Genomic DNA, 15,651 nt, shown 5'->3' with positions numbered 1-15,651 from the left:
CTTCGTCTGCGGGTCAGTGACGGCGACTGGCGGCGATGACATCGCCGTAGTGCCATTCCAGCAGGGTCTTGAGCACGAGGGTGACCAGCGCCAACCCCGCCAGCAGCGAGGCCACCGCGAAGGCCGCGGCGCCCATGTACTCGTTGTAGAGGATCTCGATATGCAGCGGCATGGTGTTGGTCAGGCCGCGAATCTTGCCCGAGACCACCGCGACCGCGCCGAATTCGCCCATTGCACGGGCGTTGCAGAGCAGGACGCCGTAGAACAGGCTCCATTTCACGTTCGGCAGTGTCACCGAGAAGAACACGCGCCAGGGCGAAGCGCCAAGCGTCAACGCCGCCTCCTCGTCGGACGAGCCGAGCGACTGCATATGCGGGATCAATTCGCGCGCCACGAACGGGAAGGTGACGAAGACGGTCGCCAGGATCAGGCCGGGCAGGGCGAAGACGATCTTCAGGTCGTTGGCCTGGAGCCAGGGCCCGAGATAGCCCTGCGCGCCGAAGAGCAGCACGAAGACGAGGCCCGAGATCACTGGCGAGACCGAGAAGGGCAGGTCGATCAGGCTGATCAGCAGGTTCTTGCCCGGGAATTCGAACTTGGCGACGGCCCAGGCGGCGGCGATGCCGACGACGATGTTGAACGGCACGGCGATGGCCGCGACCAGCAGGGTCAAGCGGATCGCCGCCAGTGCATCGGGTTCGGTGATCGCGGCGCGATAGGCCTCCCAGCCCTTGGCGGCGGCCTCGATGAAGACCGTGACCAGCGGCAGCAGCAGGAAGAGCAGCAGGAAAGCGAGCGAGACCGCGATCAGCACGAACTGAACGACGGGGCTTTCGCCGCGCGCCCGGCTGGGGCTGCGTGCCGGCGCGGTTGCGGCAGCAGAGGACAGGGTCGCGTCAGACATCGCCGAACCTCCGGCGCGCGCGGGCCTGGATCAGGTTGCCGGCGAGGATCAGGGCAAAGGAGATCAGCAGCATCATCGTCGCGACCACGGCCGCGCCGGCATAGTCGAACTGCTCGAGCCGGATCACGATCAGCAGCGGGGCGATCTCGGAGATCATCGGCACATTGCCGGCGATGAAGATGACCGAGCCGTATTCGCCGACGGCCCGCGCGAAGGCGAGCACGAAGCCGGTCATCAGCGCCGGCAGGACCGGGGGCAGGATCACGCGGAAGATCGTCCGGACGCGGCTGGCGCCGAGCAGCGCCGCGGCTTCCTCGACATCGCTCTGCAGCTCTTCCAGTACGGGCTGGACGGTGCGGACGACGAAAGGCAGGCCGATGAAGATCAGCGCGACCATCACACCGAGAGGCGTATAGGCGACCTTGCCGTCGAAGCCGAAGGAGAGATCGGTGAAGGGAATGGTCAGCTTGAAGGCGAGCGGCGCCAGCAGGGAGCCGACCCAGCCGTTCGGCGCATAGATCGCGGCGAGCGAGATGCCGGCCACCGCCGTCGGCAGGGCGAAGGGCAGGTCGACGGCCGCATCGATCAGGCGCCGGCCGGGAAACTCATAGCGCACAAGGACCCAGGCCAGGATCAGGCCGAACACGGCGTTGACCAGCGCGGCGACCAGCGCGGCGGTGAAGGAGAGCTTTAGCGCGGCCAAGGTGCGCGGCGAGGTCGCCACCGCCCAGATATCGGCCGGGCCGGCGCTGGCGGCCTTGAGAAACAAGGCGGCCAACGGGATCAGCACGATCAGCGACAACGCCGTCACGGCGATGCCGAACGCGAGCCCGAAGCCGGGCAGGATGCTCGACTCGCGCCAGCGGAAGGTCGTCGTCGCCGCCGTCATGGGCAGTCCTCAGCGGGCCGGCTTGTAGAGCTGGTCGAAGGTGCCGCCATCGCCGAAATGGGTCGGCTGCGCTTTCTTCCAGCCGCCGAAGACGTCGTCGATCGTCACTAGCTCGACCTTCGGGAAATTGGCGACGTCCTTGCTGTCGGCAGCCTCGGGATTGCGCGGGCGGTAGAAATTCCTGGCGATGATCGCCTGGCCCTTCGGCGTGTAGAGGAAGTCGAGATAGGCCTGCGCCTGCTCGCGGGTCTTCTTGGCGTCGACATTGGCGTCGACCAGCGCGACCGGTGGCTCGGCCAGGATCGAGAGGCTGGGCACGACGATGTCGAACTTGTCGGCGCCGAACTCCTTGAGCGCCAGGAAGGCTTCGTTCTCCCAGGAGAGGAAGACGTCGCCGATGCCGCGTTGGGTGAAGGTCGTGGTCGCGCCGCGCGCGCCGGTGTCGAGCACCGGGACATTGGCGAGGAGCTTGCCGATATAGTCGCGGACCTTCGCCTCGTCCTTGTTGAAGGCCTTCTCGGCATAGGCCCAGGCGGCGAGGTAGTTCCAGCGCGCCCCGCCCGAGGTCTTCGGGTTCGGCGTGATGATCTGGACGCCCGGCTTCACGAGGTCGCCCCAGTCCTTGATCGCCTTCGGGTTGCCCTTGCGGACGAGGAATACGATCGTCGAGGTATAGGGCGAGGAATTGTGCGGCAGGCGCTTCTGCCAGTCGAGCGGCAGCTTCTTCGAGCGCTCGGCGACGGCGTCGATATCGCCGGCCAGCGCCAGCGTCACGACATCGGCATTGAGCCCGTCGATCACGGTGCGGGCCTGCGCGCCCGAGCCGCCATGCGACTGGCGGATCGTCGAGATCTTCTTGTCCGGGTTCTTGGCGTTCCACTCGGCGATGAAGGCCGCGTTGATCTCGCGATAGAGCTCGCGGGTCGGATCATAGGAGACGTTGAGGAGCTCGGTCTGGGCGCGGGCCCCGGCCACGACGCCGAAGCAGAGCGTGAAGGCTCCCAGAACCAGTCCGGCCCGGAGGAGGCGGCTGTAAACGGGTCGCGTCATGTCAGGGCTCCGTTGGTTCACGGCGAGGCTCGGATGAGGCATCGATCCGTTCTGAATAACAAACGAAACGTACTGAATTATCGTCCTTTTCTCAATGACCTAACGCAATGGACGCCTTCCAAATTCGGGCGCCGGAGGAGAAAACGCATCTCCGGCGCTGGCGTTCCACCCGGCGAAGAAGCCGGACCGTGATCAGGCCCGGCGGCGGTCTTCCGCCGGATTCGCGGCAGGCAGGGCCGGGCCGAAGGCATGGCCGAGCAACACGAGAACGGGGCCGTTTGCCGGCAGTTCGCCGAGCCGTTCCGGCAGGTCGGAGATGGTCGTAGCGATGCGCTGCTCGTCCGGCCGGGTCGCTGCCAGTACGGCGACGGCCGGGGTCTGCGGGTCGAGCCCGGCGGCGATGGCGCGCTCGCGGAAGCCGGGCAGGGTGGCGCGGGCCATGTAGATCACGGTCGAGGCGGCAGGGTCCGCCATCGCGCGCCAGTCGAGATCATCGGGCAATTCGCCCTTGCGCGAATGGCCGGTGACGAATTGCAGGCGCCGCGCATGGTCGCGATGGGTCAGCGACAAGCCGAGCGAGGCCGCCGCACCCTGCGCCGCCGAGATGCCGGGCACGATCGCTACGGGCACGCCCGCGGCCTGGCAGGCTTCGATCTCCTCGCCGGCGCGGCCGAAGATGCCGGGATCGCCGCCCTTCAGCCGCACGACATGCTTGCCCTGCGCCGCCAGCGAGACGATCAGCGCGTTGATGTCGCCCTGTTTCACCGAGGGGCCGTAGCCGGTCTTGCCGACCAGCATGCGCTTGGCCTCGCGCCGGGCGAGTTCAAGCACGCCGGGCGAGACGAGATCGTCATAGAGGATGATATCGGCGCTCTGCAGGGCGCGGATCGCCTTCAGTGTCAGCAGTTCCGGGTCACCCGGGCCGGCGCCGACCAGCGTGACCCGGCCCTTGCCGTCATGGTCGGCCTCGATTCGGGAGAGCTTCGCGAAAAGCTCGGCCTCGTCATCGAGATTCGGCGTACGCTCCGGTTCCGCCATGGCCTTTCCGGCGAAGAGTTCCCAGAAGCTGCGCCGCAGCGCGAAGGGCAGTTCGCGCGCCTGGACAGCGGGGCGCCAGTCGGCCGCGGCCTGCGCCCAGTTCTTCAGTCCTGTCGGCAGCAGCGCCTCGATCTTGGTGCGGATCGCCTGTCCGAAGACGGGCGCGGCGCCATCGGTTGAGACGGCTACGATCAAGGGCGAGCGGTTGACCAGAGCGCCGAAGGCGAAGTCGCAATGCTCGGGCTTGTCGACGATATTGACCGGCACACCCGCTTGTCGCGCCGCCGCGACGAAGGCGCGGACCGCATCGGCATCGTCGAGATCGGCGACGGCGATCGCCGCGTCGGTGAGGTCGTCGGCCTGCCAGGCTCGTTCGTGCACATGCACGCGACGGCCGAGTTCGCCCTGTGCCAGCCCGGCGAACAACTCCCCTTCGCCAGCGGCGAAGACGTGCAGCTCCGCCCCGGTCGCCGCCAATAGCTCAGCCTTCCACAGCGCGCCCTCGGTCCCGCCGGCGAGCACGACCTTGCGCCCGACCAGCTTGTGGAAGAGCGGCAGCGTCGCCAGCGGCTCGATGCGGGCCGCGGTGGATTCGGGCTGTCTTTCGGTCATCGGGTCGTCGCTACGGCCTTCTCGTCTGCCGCGATGCGCTCGTTGCCCGCCGGAGGCGTCAGCAGCCACAGCGCGGCCAGTGCCAGGATGATAAGGCGAAAGCCAAGATCGAACCAGCGCCCGCGTGCCTCGCTCGCAACCGGGCGGGGCAGCAGCGTCTCGAACTCGGCATCCGGGCGGTCCTCGTCGATGCCCATGGCCGTGCGGGGGTGTTCGATCGGGCCATGTGTCGCGGTCGAGATCGTCATGACTCACTCCGCTGCGATGGGCGCGGCGGCTCTCGCCGCCCGGCGCTGGTCGAGGACGTTGCGGCCGCTCTCGCCATAGCCGCGCTGGTAGGTCGCGCTGAACGAATCTCTGGCGTGAAGCCATTGCGGCACCGGTTGGCGCGCGGCGTTCGCCTCCGGCAGTTCGATCGTGTCGAAGCCGCAGGAGAGGGCATAGGCGAACTGGTCGGCGATCAGCGGGCCGCTGGCGCGAATCTCGCCCACAAAGCCGGCGCGCTTGATCTGGCGAGCCAGGCTGAAGCCGCGCCCGTCCGAATAGGCCGGGAAGGCGATGGCGACGAGCGCCAGCCGCGGCAGGAAGGGCGCGAGTTCGGCAAAGGCGATGCTGTTGGGGATCAGCACGCCGACCACCTGTTCGGCCTCCTGCGTATCGAGCGCCTCGACGAGCACTTCCCAGGGCACGAGCGCGGCCGGGATGTTGCCGATCGCCGCGCCTTCGCTGCGGGTCCAGCGGTCCTCGGTGTTTCCGTTCCGGTCAAGCAGCGGCACGGGCGGTCTCCTGGAAGGCGGCCTTGAACGGCCCGAGGCCGATGCGGCGGACGTTGTCGATGAAGCTCTCGCCCTCGCTGCGGGTGGCGAGATAGACGGAAACGATCCGTTCGATCGCATCCGGCACTTCCTCGGCGGCGAGGCCGGGGCCCAGAATCTCGCCGATCGCGGCATTCTCGGTGGCGTCGCCGCCGAGCGTGATCTGATAGGATTCGATGCCGCGCTTCTCCAGGCCGAGAATGCCGATATGGCCGACATGGTGGTGGCCGCAGGCATTGATGCAGCCGGAGATCTTGATGCCGAGCGGGCCGATCTCGCGCTGGCGGGCCTCGTCGGCGAAGCGGCTCTGGATCGCCTGCGCGATCGGGATCGAGCGCGCCGTCGCCAATGCGCAATAGTCGAGGCCGGGGCAGGAGATGATGTCGGTGACAAGCCCGACATTCGCCGTGGCTAAGCCCGCCTCGCCGAGCTCCTGCCAGACCGCGTAGAGGTCGCGCTGGCGCACATGCGGCAGCACGAGGTTCTGCGCATGGGTGACGCGCAACTCGTCGAAGGAGTAGCGCTCGGCGAGATCGGCGACGCGGCGCATCTGCTCGCTGGTCGCGTCGCCCGGCGCCTGGCCGGCCGGCTTCAGCGAGATCGTCAGCGCCGTGTAGCCCGGCGCCTTGTGCGGGACCGTGTTGACCTCGACCCAGCGGGCGAAGGCCGGGTTCGCGGCCTTCGCCGCTTCCAACGTGTTGCTGACAGCCGGTAGCACCTCGTAGCGCGGCGGCGCGAAATAGGCGGCGATGCGCGCGACTTCTTCCGGGTCGGCATTGATCGAGGGGCCGTCGAGCTGGGCGAATTCGGCCTCGACGCGGCGGGTGAATTCCTCGGCTCCGATCTCGTGGACGAGGATCTTGACGCGGGCCTTGTACTTGTTGTCGCGCCGGCCCTCGAGATTATAGACCCGCATGATCGCCTCGAGATAGGCGAGCAGGTCCTGCTTCGGCAGGTAGTCGCGCACGACCTTGCCGATCATCGGCGTGCGGCCAAGCCCGCCGCCGACGCTGATCTCGTAGCAGGTTTCATGTGTGTCGGGATGGCGGCGCAGGCGCAGGCCGATATCGTGCGCCTTGATCACCGCCCGATCAGCCTCGGCGCCGGTCACCGCGATCTTGAACTTGCGCGGCAGGTAACTGAACTCGGGATGGGCCGAGGACCATTGCCGGATCAGTTCGGCGGTCGGGCGCGGGTCCTCGATCTCGTCCTGCGCGACGCCGGCGAAATGGTCGGCGGTGACATTGCGGATGCAGTTGCCGGAGGTCTGGATGCAATGCATCTCGACATCGGCGAGCAGCCCGAGGATAGCGGGCACGTCGCGCAGCTTCGGCCAGTTGAACTGCAGGTTCTGGCGCGTGGTGAAATGGCCGTAGCCGCGGTCATAGCGCTCGCCGATCAATGCGAGCTGGCGCAATTGCCGCGAGCTCAGCGTGCCATAGGGCACGGCGATCCGCAGCATATAGGCGTGGAGCTGGAGATAGACGCCGTTCTTGAGCCGGAGCGGCTTGAACTCGTCCTCGGTCAGCGAGCCGTCGAGACGGCGCGCCACCTGGTCGGTGAACTGGGCCACCCGCTCCCGGACGAAACGCTCGTCGAATTCGTCGTAACGATACATGAAATCAGCCCTTCGGTGCGGCGGCGATGCCTTCACCGGCCTGCTTGCCGAGATCGGGACGATTGCTGGGGCCGAGCGTCTTAAAGCGCTCGCGGAAATGGCGCGGCACGGGGGCGCCGCTCTCGATGGCGACATCGACGAGATAGGCGTCGACGACCTTGTTGCCGCGCAGTTCAGCAGCGGCGAAGGCTTCGAGTCGTTCGGCCGCCGCATCGTCGGCCGCGACCAGCGCGAGCGCAGGGTCGCGGGTCCAGGCCAGTGGGCCAGCGCCATCGACGAAGGCGAAGACGACATCGCCGTCGAGCAGGTCGTTGGCGAGGAGGATCGCCGGCAGGGGAACGCGTTTCGCTGGAGCGGCCATCACGCGGCCTCCGCGAGCGTCAGCGTCAGCCCGTCGAGATCGTCAGCCCAGATGATCTGGCAGGAGAGGCGCGAGGTCGCCTCGATCAATGGCAGTTCGTCGAGCGCGTCGATTTCCTCGTCGCGCGGCTCGGGCAACTTCCCGGCCCATTCCTGCGCGACGATGACATGGCAGGTGCCGCAATCGCAGGAGCCGCCGCAGACGCCCTCGATGCCGACCTTGTAGTCGCGCAGGATCTCCATGACCCGCCAGCCTTCCACGGCTTCGAGTTCATGGCTCCGGCCCTGTCGATCGATGACGTTGAGAACTGCCACGATAACGCCCATCCCCGTTCGGTCTTTCGAACAGGGATTTTACGCTACAGGCGGGTTTCAGCTCAATTCACATCAGGTAGTCGGTTTTTTCGAATTATCGATGCGCTAGAGTAGAATTATCCTGAAGAAGGTTTCTTTGGCCGATCTGCCGCAAATTTATGCCATCCGGGCAGCGTCTCGCGTTGAAGTGCGGGACGCTGCCCGGAGCAGCGCGTGTCAGGCGCTTTTCAGGATCGTCTCGACGATGTCCTGCACATCGAACGCTTCGCGCAGCGTCGCAAGGTGATGCGGCTCGCCGCGGGTGAGCTTGGCTACGCCTTCGAGCTGCCGGCGCAGCGCCAGCGGGCGCGCCTCATTCTGGGAGAGCGCTTCCGGATCGGGCTCCCAGCGGCCATCGGGGAGGCGCCGCTCGGCCCGCGACCAATCGCAGAGCCGGACAGCGCCCTTATCCCCCTCCAGCGTCCAGACGTTATGGTCGTCCTTCGTGGTCGTGCCGACGCTGCCGGTCAGGGTGACGGGGAGGGCGCCCGCGGTCAGCGTCGCCTCGATCCGGCGCTCGCTCTTGCCGGTCTCGGGATAGGCAGCCTTGGCGACAAGGCCGGTGAAGGGGCCGGCGATGCGGCGGGTCAGGAACAGGAAATGCGAGACGACCTCGCGGGTGAAGCCGCCCTGCGCCGTGCGGTCGAGCCAGCCGGCGGCGTCGACCTGCCAGGAGCGCGGCCAGTTTGCGAAGGCGACCTCGATCGTAACGCGCCGCGGCGCGCCGATGGCGCCCGAGTCGATCCATTCCCGCAACCGCGCGACGGCCGGAGAGGAGGCGAAGGGGAAATTCACCGCGCCGCGATCGCCGGCCTCGCCGACGAAAGCGCGGGCATCCTCGACATCGACGGCCAGCGGCTTCTCGCAGAACACGGCCTTGCCCGCAGCAAGCGCCGCGCGGGCATGGCCGAGATGGGAGGAGGGCGGCGAGGCGATATAGACGCAGTCGCTCGCCGCGATCAGGGCAGCGGCATCCGGTTGATGCGCGACCGACGGCAATGCAGCGCCGATCCGCGCCATCGCCTCGGTGGAAGGGTCCCAGATGCCGGCGACGCGCAGCGCCGTCGCGGGCTGGTCGAGCGCGGCGCGCAGCATGCGCTCACCCATGATACCGGCGCCGATGAGGCCAAGGGAAATCGGGGTTGCGCTCATAGCTGTCTCGCTCGTCAGAAGCCGGGCCGCTTGCGGTGGCCCTTTCGAATATCCGGTCAGTCTCGGGTTAAGATTAACTGCCGGCATTTGTTGAAAGTCGACCGGCTGCCGGGCCATATCGTCGCCTGCGCATGATGCAGTTCCGCATCCAGGTGAAGCATGTTCCGGCTCTACCGATCCCTTCCGAGCGCTGCCGATATCCTGAACCGGAACGGCGGTGAAGGCCCCGGCTTCAACGCGATGCGCCTGATCCTGTCGCTGACCATCCTGGCGGTGCATTCGGGCTGGGTCGCGGGCGCCGATACGAGCCGCGACTGGGAAGGGCTGCACGGCATCTTCCTGATGAGCCTGGTGCCGGCCTTCTTCGCGCTCAGCGGCTTCCTCGTCACCGGCAGCGCCATGCGCACCGACGCCGTCCGGCCCTTCATCACCCTGCGCGCCATCCGCATCGTGCCGGCGCTCTTCGTCGAAATCACGCTGTCGGCGCTGGTGCTCGGCCCGCTGCTGACGACCTGGCTGCTGCGCGACTATGTCGCCGATATCCGCTTCTGGGAGTATTTCGGCAATATCGTCGGCCGTATCCGCTTCGAATTGCCGGGCGTGTTCGAGAGCAATCCGGTCGCCGGCGTGGTCAACCAGAATCTCTGGACGCTGAAGCCGGAATTCTACTGCTACATCCTGATGGCGATCATGATCGCGGTCGGCATCCTGCACCGCCGGCTGCTCTTCGCCGCGCTGTCGGTCGCGGTCATCCTCGGCGCCACCGTCGCCGCGTTCAAGGTCGGCTTCGGCGTCACCGAGGGCAACTATCACTGGACCGTCGTCGTCTTCTATTTCCTGGTCGGCTGCCTGTTCTTCCAGTGGCGCGAGCATGTGAAGATGCACTGGCTGCTCTTCGTCGCGGCGCTCCTGGCCTCGGTCGCCCTGATGGCCACGCCGCGCGAATACGCCTTCTTCGTGCCGCCCTTTCTGACCTATTGCGTGGTCTATCTCGGTCTGCTGCCGCTGCACCTGCCGGCGCGGATCAAGAAGCTAGACGTTTCCTACGGTATCTATCTCTACGGCTTCCCGATCCAGCAGGCGATCGTCAGCCAGACCGATTTCGCCCATGGCAACGGGCCGCTGCTCTTCGCCATCTCGGCGCCGATCGTCATCGCCTTCGCGCTGGTGTCGTGGCTCTGGATCGAGAAGCCCTTCCTGAAGGTGAAGCCCTACGTGCTTGGCCAGAAGCAATGGCGCAAAGGCAAGGCGTCGGCGCTCGCTCCGGCCGAGTAAGCCGCAGCCGTCAGGACGCCTTGGTGCGCATCCGCGCGGCGAGGCCGAGCCCCATCACCGCCATGGCGAACAATACCCAGAGCGGATCGGCACGGTTGAGCGGGAAGGTCTCGAGCATGCCGACATAGGTCATGAAGATCAGGATCATGGCGAAGAGGTCGGCGAGATTGCGGTTCCCGGGAATCTGCCGGCTGCGCATGTAGTCGATGAGCGGCCGGCCCATCAGCAGCCAGGTCGTCAGCACCGCGCCGGGTACGCCGAGGGTCAGCGCCGCGTCGAGGTAGCTGTTATGGCCGGAGCCGATGCCGCGGATATCCCAGCTCGCCTCGTAGTTCTCCTCGAAGCCGGTCACGGCCGGTGTCTGCCAGAAGCTGGCATAGCCGTAGCCGAACCAGGGCCGCTCGGAGATGCGCTGCAGGGCGAATTTCCAGATCTCGTCGCGGCCGGTGAAGGTCGGGTCCGAGATCACCGCCTTGAGCATGGCATTGAGTGTCGGCGACATCACCGAGCCGACGGTCAGCGCCGCGATCAGCGCGACCAGCACGAGATGGACCAGCACTGCGAGTCCCGGCCGGCCGGTGATGCGCGCCAGCGTGACCACGCCGATGGCCAGCGGCAGGAAGCCCATCGTCGTCTTCGAGCCGCTGTTGAGCACGAAGAGGACGCTGAGCGCCACGACGAGCGCGCCGCGCCAGCGCAGGCCGCTGCGCCAGCCGTAGATGCCGATCATGGCCACGATCGAGAAGACCGGGGCGGCGAAGTTCTTGTGTGAGAGATGGCCGCGCCAGTCGCCGGCATGCACGCCCTCGGCGCCTTCCGAGCTGTGGATCACCAGATGCGGCGCCAGCACCAGCATGGCGTAGATCAGCAGCAGCAGCACGAGGCAGGCATTGACCGCCGCGACGGCGAAGCTGCGTTCGTCGCGCGGCAGGACGAGCACGCCCGCGACCACGATCATCACGATCGCGGTGAGCAGCAGGCCGCGCAGCGAGGCGGTCGGATCGAGCGACTGCGCGATCGAGAGCGCCGCGATACCGAAGATGACGGCCCAGCGGCCGAAGCCGAGCCGTGCCAGCACATCGCGCTGCGTCAGGCGGAGCATCGCGACGAGGAAGACGAGGCCGAGCCCGAACCAGCCAACCTGGTTGACGATATTGCCGGTCGATTCGCCCGGCGCCGTCTGCTCCGGCACGCCGGCGAAGGGCTGCAGCGACAGCATCAGGACGAACAGCCCGCAGCCGGCGAGGATGCCGCCGAGCAGGCCGGGCTCGGCCGCGGATTGGGTCGTGTCGGTGATCGTCGAGCCGTGGACGCTGTCGCTCATGGATGTTTCGCGGCCGTCTTCGGAAAGCCCGCCGACGCGGCAGGCCGAGCGCGCATGCACCATAGGCGCGGAATCTTAAGGGCGTCTCACCGGCCGCACCTCCGCGATTGACGATTCCGCCCGCGCTGCCGCATGACACGGGCTCGACCAAGGAGGCCCGCCCCATGAAAGCCGTCGTCTATGAAGCCTTCGGGCAGGCCCCCGAACTGCGCATCCTGCCGGACCCGACCCCGGAGCCGCACAGCGTCATCATCAAGGTCGAGGCGACGGGCCTGTGCCGCAGCGACTGGCATGGCTGGGTCGGCCACGATCCCGATATCCGCCTGCCGCATGTGCCGGGCCATGAGCTGGCCGGCGTCATCGCCGCGGTCGGCCGCAGCGTCGTGCGCTTCCGCGAGGGCGACCGCGTCACCGTGCCCTTCGTCTCGGGCTGCGGTTCCTGCCCGCAATGCCATTCCGGCAACCAGCAGGTCTGCGACGACCAGTTCCAGCCCGGCTTCACCCATTGGGGCTCGTTCGCCGAGTACGTCCGCATCGACCGGGCCGATTTCAACCTCGTGCGCCTGCCCGAGGAGATCGATTTCGCCACGGCCGCCAGCCTCGGCTGCCGCTTCGTGACCTCGTTCCGCGCCGTGGTCGACCAGGGCAAGGTCACGGGCGGGCAATGGGTCGCCGTCCATGGCTGCGGCGGCGTCGGCCTCTCCGCGATTATGATCGCCAATGCGCTCGGCGCCAATGTCGTCGCCGTGGATATCTCCGATGACAAATTGCAGCTCGCCCGCGAGGTCGGCGCCGCGGTGACGATCAATGCGAAGTCGCAGCCCGATGTCGTCGCCGCCGTGCGTGACGCGACCAGCGGCGGCGCCCATGTCTCGCTCGATGCGCTTGGGTCTCCCCAGACCTGCTTCAACTCGGTGGCGAACCTGCGCAAGCGCGGCAAGCATATCCAGGTCGGGCTTTTGCTGGCGGAGCAGGCGACGCCGCCGATCCCGATGGCGCAGGTCATCGCCCACGAGCTCGAAATCATCGGCAGCCACGGCATGCAGGCGCATCGCTATGGCGCGATGCTCGACATGATCAGCGCCGGCAAGCTCACCCCGCAGCAGCTCGTCGGCCGCCGCATCGACCTCGCCGAATCGATCCCCGCCCTGATGGCGATGGACCGCTTCGAGGGCACCGGCGTGACGATCATCGACCGGTTCTGAGGGGCGGCGAGGGAGCCCCGACGCCGTTTACGCAGGAGAACCGCGACACCTCTTTCCTTCTCCCGGATGGGAGAAGGTGGCCCGGAGGGCCGGATGAGGGTGTGCCGTTGCAGTAGAAGGCGAGGCGGCACCGTTGCGCTCAGGCGATCAGCGGCAGGCCCTCACCCCTGCCCCTCTCCCATCCGGGAGAGGGGTTCCCCGCGCATGATTTGTGAGGGGGGAGGAGATCACTCCCCGCCCCGCGCACGCTCCCCGGCAACACGCGCCTCGGCCTGCGCCATCGCCTCGTCGGGGTCGAGCCCGTTGGCGCGGTTCTCCATCGCGTAGGCGAAGGATCTGCGGGTCTCGTCCGGCATCGCCCGCAAGACGGCGCGGAAGCAGGCGCCGCGCGCATCCTGGCAGGCGCGCATCCGCTTGCAGGTCCGGTTCGGGCAGACGCGGAAGATTTCGAGCTGGTCGGTCAGCCGGCGAAACAAGGCGGACCGCGCCCGCTGGCAGCTCTCGAAATCGGTGATCGGCGGGGTTGCGGCTGGGGTGGTCTGGCGTTTCGGCATGGCGGGTCTCCCGGGGATCAGGCACGCAGGATCGTCCGCCCGCGCGGATGCGCGGCGGGAGGGGTGGCTGGACAGGGCTGGCGGAGCGCCGCGAGGCGCGAAGAGAATCCGCAACCGTTGAGCCAGGCTGCGGCGCGGCGGGATTGAGCCACCCGTCGCACGCCCCGTGGCGCTCCGCCTCCGGCGATTTTGGGCTCCGGGCCGCGCTTATCGGGCCTAAGCGGTTCAGGATGGGCGGGTTTCGACGCCAGTGCCCCTTACGGGAGCGTCGCGTCGTCGCCGTACCCATCGTCAACAGCCGGCCGTTCCCAGCGAGCTCCTCGCACAGGGACCGTAGTGTCCCCAGGGCGGTGCCCCGAAGCCTCCCGGGAGCAGGGCGTAACCCCCACCCGCAGGCGCCGACCCTCACCCAACCTCCAGCATACCTCCGGACGGCCGCCCCGTTTGGGTGATGGGCGAGGGCAGGATAGGGCGAGCGAGGAGAGGCGGGGATAAGTTTCCGCCGATCGAGAAAGGCGAGGGAACCGACACGCTTCCTTCCATCTCCCGGATATGAGCATGCGGTCGCCGATAAAATGCAAAGCAGAGCGGCCGCGCCTGCAGATGTTTGATGTTCGGTATGTTGGGGGCGGGGGAATTTACTTTGCGTCTTCGCATTGAGCGTCCCGCCGGTTGCCTGCTATGTCGATGAAAGTCTGCGTTGACTATCGGTCTTGAATTGGGGGGACGGGTGGATAAGAGCGCGCATTTTGCGGTCAATACGCGACTGACGCGTATTCTCGGGGAAACGTATCGATCCAGCGAGGCCGCTCTGAAGGAGCTTGTCGACAACGCATGGGACGCCGATGCGAGTAACGTTTGGATCACGTTGCCAGACCCGCTCGCCAAAGAAGCAGTTGTTGTCCGTGATGATGGAAGTGGAATGACCGCGCTCGAAATACGCGGAGAGTACTTAAACATCGCGAGTGACAAGCGCACTCGCACTGGCGAGCGCACAATCAAGCACAACCGCAAGATAAAAGGACGAAAGGGCATTGGAAAATTCGCTGGCTTAACGATTGCTAGTCGGATGGAATTAACTACTGTCGCCCGCGAGCGTTTCTGTACTCTCCTCATCGACAAAAAGGATTTGATAGAAAACCAGAACGACCTGGAGGCCGTGCCGCTGCCGTTCTCGGAGGGGAACGCGAATGGCGCAAACGGGGGAACCATCGTAGTCCTATCTGACCTCGATAGTCGGCTGAACTTCCCGAATCCAGACAAACTTCGTGAAATTCTCATCTATGAATACGGGCGTGAGGAATCTTTCAAAGTATTCGTAAATGGAGCTTCGCTTTCGGTGCAAGACGTCCCTGGGGCGACGTCTCAAGTGGAAACCACACTGCCGAATGCTGGAAGCGTTTGTTTGCACTACACAATTGCCGACGGCAAGCGCCCTCCGCGATCACCGGGTATCATCTTGAAGGTGGATGGCAAGTCAGTTGGGCGGCCTATGCTTTTCGGTTTGGACGAGGATGAGGAAATCCCGGAAAAGCTCGTGAAGCGGGTGTATGGTGAGGTGGAGCTAACCGGGATCGAAGATTTCGTTACCGCTGATTGGGGAGCCGTACTTGAAAACAGCAAGGCTTTTCAGGAGGCGCGTGCATACATCAATGAGCAGGTAAAGAATAAGCTGCGTGAGACGCATGCAAAGGACTTGTCCCTTCAAAAAGCGCGTTTGCAGAAACAAATTAATCAACGCCTACAGGAACTACCGGAATATCGCCGTCACTATGCGGAAGAGGCGCTCAATCGGATTCTAAAGCGGTTTTATGGAGAAAGCGAAGACCGCATTGCAACCATTGCAGACGTGGCTTTAGACGCCATGGAGCATGATACTTATTGGGCCGTGCTCGATCGCATAAATTCGCTGAGTCAAGGTGATGTAGGCTCGTTTGCTGAATCGCTTGAGGAGTTCGGGCTTCTTGAGTTGGCATCAATTGGTATGCAGGCTTCCAGACGCCGGCAGTTTTTGGATTTCTTTGATCAACTCACTCAAAATCCGAAAACGCTGGAGAAGGACGTACATAAAGCTCTTGAAACCAATCTTTGGATTCTCGGACGAAAATACGCTTTAATGTCGTCGAATGCGACGCTGCGTAAAATGATCGATAGTTATTGTGGTACTTCGTTTAATGGGCCGAGGGCGTCGAAACGACCAGACCTCCTGTTATCGCAAGATTACGGAGACACATACCTTCTGATCGAATTCAAGAGACCAGCGCACGACATTACACGAGACGATATCGCACAGGCCGAGAAGTATCGCGACGATCTTTCGTCGCGTCTATCCTCGACAACCAAGATGGATATCATGATGATTGGTAGGGGGCGGTTGGCGACGATTGATACACGCCAACTCCTCGGCTCCATCACCATTCATTCCTACTCTAGCATTATTTCTTCGGCCCGGATGGAGCTTGATTGGCTAATTAAATCGCTTTCGGCCTCTAAGCAATAAG

General features: G+C 65.5%; 15 protein-coding genes. 3 read left to right on the top strand and 12 right to left on the bottom strand.

Going from position 1 to position 15,651, the window contains the following annotated elements:
• Positions 1-13: 13 nt before the first annotated feature.
• From cysW to NUV79_RS10025, 10 genes are all read right to left on the bottom strand, one after another.
• Entirely contained in the window at positions 14-904 is an 891-nt protein-coding gene (gene cysW, locus NUV79_RS10070) for a sulfate ABC transporter permease subunit CysW (protein WP_257732943.1), read from the bottom strand.
• Positions 897-1,793, bottom strand: coding sequence for a sulfate ABC transporter permease subunit CysT (gene cysT / locus NUV79_RS10065; RefSeq protein ID WP_257732942.1), 897 nt, complete (start codon positions 1,791-1,793; stop codon positions 897-899). The genes cysW and cysT overlap by 8 nt, the downstream gene beginning before the upstream one ends.
• A gap of 9 nt (positions 1,794-1,802) precedes the next feature.
• On the bottom strand, positions 1,803-2,843 hold the full coding sequence (locus NUV79_RS10060; RefSeq protein WP_257732941.1) for a sulfate ABC transporter substrate-binding protein: 1,041 nt from the start codon (positions 2,841-2,843) through the stop codon (positions 1,803-1,805).
• Between the two features lie 192 nt (positions 2,844-3,035).
• A complete protein-coding gene (gene cysG / locus NUV79_RS10055; RefSeq protein ID WP_257732940.1) occupies positions 3,036-4,493 on the bottom strand; it encodes a siroheme synthase CysG in 1,458 nt (485 codons plus the stop codon).
• Entirely contained in the window at positions 4,490-4,741 is a 252-nt protein-coding gene (locus NUV79_RS10050) for a hypothetical protein (protein WP_257732939.1), read from the bottom strand. The genes cysG and NUV79_RS10050 overlap by 4 nt, the downstream gene beginning before the upstream one ends.
• Before the next feature lie 3 nt (positions 4,742-4,744).
• Complete coding sequence (locus NUV79_RS10045) at positions 4,745-5,269, bottom strand: DUF934 domain-containing protein (protein ID WP_257732938.1); 525 nt, start codon at positions 5,267-5,269, stop codon at positions 4,745-4,747.
• Positions 5,256-6,926 carry a nitrite/sulfite reductase gene (locus NUV79_RS10040; protein ID WP_257732937.1) on the bottom strand — a complete coding sequence of 557 codons (1,671 nt, stop codon included), beginning with the start codon at positions 6,924-6,926 and terminating at the stop codon, positions 5,256-5,258. Before NUV79_RS10040 ends, NUV79_RS10045 begins: the two co-directional genes overlap by 14 nt.
• A 4-nt stretch (positions 6,927-6,930) precedes the next feature.
• Positions 6,931-7,287 carry a DUF2849 domain-containing protein gene (locus NUV79_RS10035; RefSeq protein WP_257732936.1) on the bottom strand — a complete coding sequence of 119 codons (357 nt, stop codon included), beginning with the start codon at positions 7,285-7,287 and terminating at the stop codon, positions 6,931-6,933.
• Entirely contained in the window at positions 7,287-7,601 is a 315-nt protein-coding gene (locus NUV79_RS10030) for a 2Fe-2S iron-sulfur cluster-binding protein (RefSeq protein ID WP_257732935.1), read from the bottom strand. The genes NUV79_RS10035 and NUV79_RS10030 overlap by 1 nt, the downstream gene beginning before the upstream one ends.
• Positions 7,602-7,817: 216 nt before the next feature.
• Positions 7,818-8,792 carry a Gfo/Idh/MocA family protein gene (locus NUV79_RS10025; RefSeq protein WP_257732934.1) on the bottom strand — a complete coding sequence of 325 codons (975 nt, stop codon included), beginning with the start codon at positions 8,790-8,792 and terminating at the stop codon, positions 7,818-7,820.
• A 159-nt stretch (positions 8,793-8,951) separates the two neighbouring features.
• Here NUV79_RS10025 and NUV79_RS10020 point away from each other — a divergent pair, with 159 nt between their 5' ends.
• Entirely contained in the window at positions 8,952-10,067 is a 1,116-nt protein-coding gene (locus NUV79_RS10020; RefSeq protein WP_257732933.1) for an acyltransferase family protein, read from the top strand.
• A 10-nt stretch (positions 10,068-10,077) separates the two neighbouring features.
• Here the strand turns inward: NUV79_RS10020 and NUV79_RS10015 are convergent, their stop codons facing one another.
• Positions 10,078-11,391, bottom strand: coding sequence for an O-antigen ligase family protein (locus NUV79_RS10015; RefSeq protein ID WP_257732932.1), 1,314 nt, complete (start codon positions 11,389-11,391; stop codon positions 10,078-10,080).
• A 164-nt stretch (positions 11,392-11,555) separates the two neighbouring features.
• On the opposite strand from NUV79_RS10015, the gene NUV79_RS10010 reads away from it, so the two are divergent.
• Positions 11,556-12,596 (top strand): zinc-dependent alcohol dehydrogenase family protein, encoded by a 1,041-nt coding sequence (locus NUV79_RS10010; RefSeq protein ID WP_257732931.1) that lies wholly within the window; start codon positions 11,556-11,558, stop codon positions 12,594-12,596.
• 227 nt (positions 12,597-12,823) lie between these two features.
• Here NUV79_RS10010 and NUV79_RS10005 read toward each other — a convergent pair whose 3' ends face one another.
• A complete protein-coding gene (locus NUV79_RS10005) occupies positions 12,824-13,150 on the bottom strand; it encodes a hypothetical protein (protein ID WP_257732930.1) in 327 nt (108 codons plus the stop codon).
• Positions 13,151-13,850: 700 nt separating this feature from the next.
• On the opposite strand from NUV79_RS10005, the gene NUV79_RS10000 reads away from it, so the two are divergent.
• Positions 13,851-15,650, top strand: a complete 1,800-nt coding sequence (locus tag NUV79_RS10000) for an ATP-binding protein (protein WP_257732929.1) — start codon at positions 13,851-13,853, stop codon at positions 15,648-15,650.
• The last annotated feature ends 1 nt before the right edge of the window (position 15,651 follow it).

Origin of the sequence: Allobosea sp. 47.2.35 (assembly GCF_024655635.1) — a bacterium.
In the GTDB taxonomy this organism is placed as follows: domain Bacteria; phylum Pseudomonadota; class Alphaproteobacteria; order Rhizobiales; family Beijerinckiaceae; genus Allobosea.
Note: the sequence above shows the minus strand (reverse complement) of the source record. Positions and strands in the feature narration are given on the sequence as shown.

Coding starts and splice junctions, on each gene's coding strand:
- NUV79_RS10060 (WP_257732941.1), bottom strand. CDS start 2,843: ATGACGCGACCCGTTTACAGCCGCCTCCTCCGGGCCGGACTGGTTCTG.
- NUV79_RS10020 (WP_257732933.1), top strand. CDS start 8,952: ATGTTCCGGCTCTACCGATCCCTTCCGAGCGCTGCCGATATCCTGAAC.
- NUV79_RS10035 (WP_257732936.1), bottom strand. CDS start 7,287: ATGGCCGCTCCAGCGAAACGCGTTCCCCTGCCGGCGATCCTCCTCGCC.
- NUV79_RS10005 (WP_257732930.1), bottom strand. CDS start 13,150: ATGCCGAAACGCCAGACCACCCCAGCCGCAACCCCGCCGATCACCGAT.
- NUV79_RS10015 (WP_257732932.1), bottom strand. CDS start 11,391: ATGAGCGACAGCGTCCACGGCTCGACGATCACCGACACGACCCAATCC.
- NUV79_RS10050 (WP_257732939.1), bottom strand. CDS start 4,741: ATGACGATCTCGACCGCGACACATGGCCCGATCGAACACCCCCGCACG.
- cysG (WP_257732940.1), bottom strand. CDS start 4,493: ATGACCGAAAGACAGCCCGAATCCACCGCGGCCCGCATCGAGCCGCTG.
- NUV79_RS10040 (WP_257732937.1), bottom strand. CDS start 6,926: ATGTATCGTTACGACGAATTCGACGAGCGTTTCGTCCGGGAGCGGGTG.
- cysT (WP_257732942.1), bottom strand. CDS start 1,793: ATGACGGCGGCGACGACGACCTTCCGCTGGCGCGAGTCGAGCATCCTG.
- NUV79_RS10025 (WP_257732934.1), bottom strand. CDS start 8,792: ATGAGCGCAACCCCGATTTCCCTTGGCCTCATCGGCGCCGGTATCATG.
- NUV79_RS10010 (WP_257732931.1), top strand. CDS start 11,556: ATGAAAGCCGTCGTCTATGAAGCCTTCGGGCAGGCCCCCGAACTGCGC.
- cysW (WP_257732943.1), bottom strand. CDS start 904: ATGTCTGACGCGACCCTGTCCTCTGCTGCCGCAACCGCGCCGGCACGC.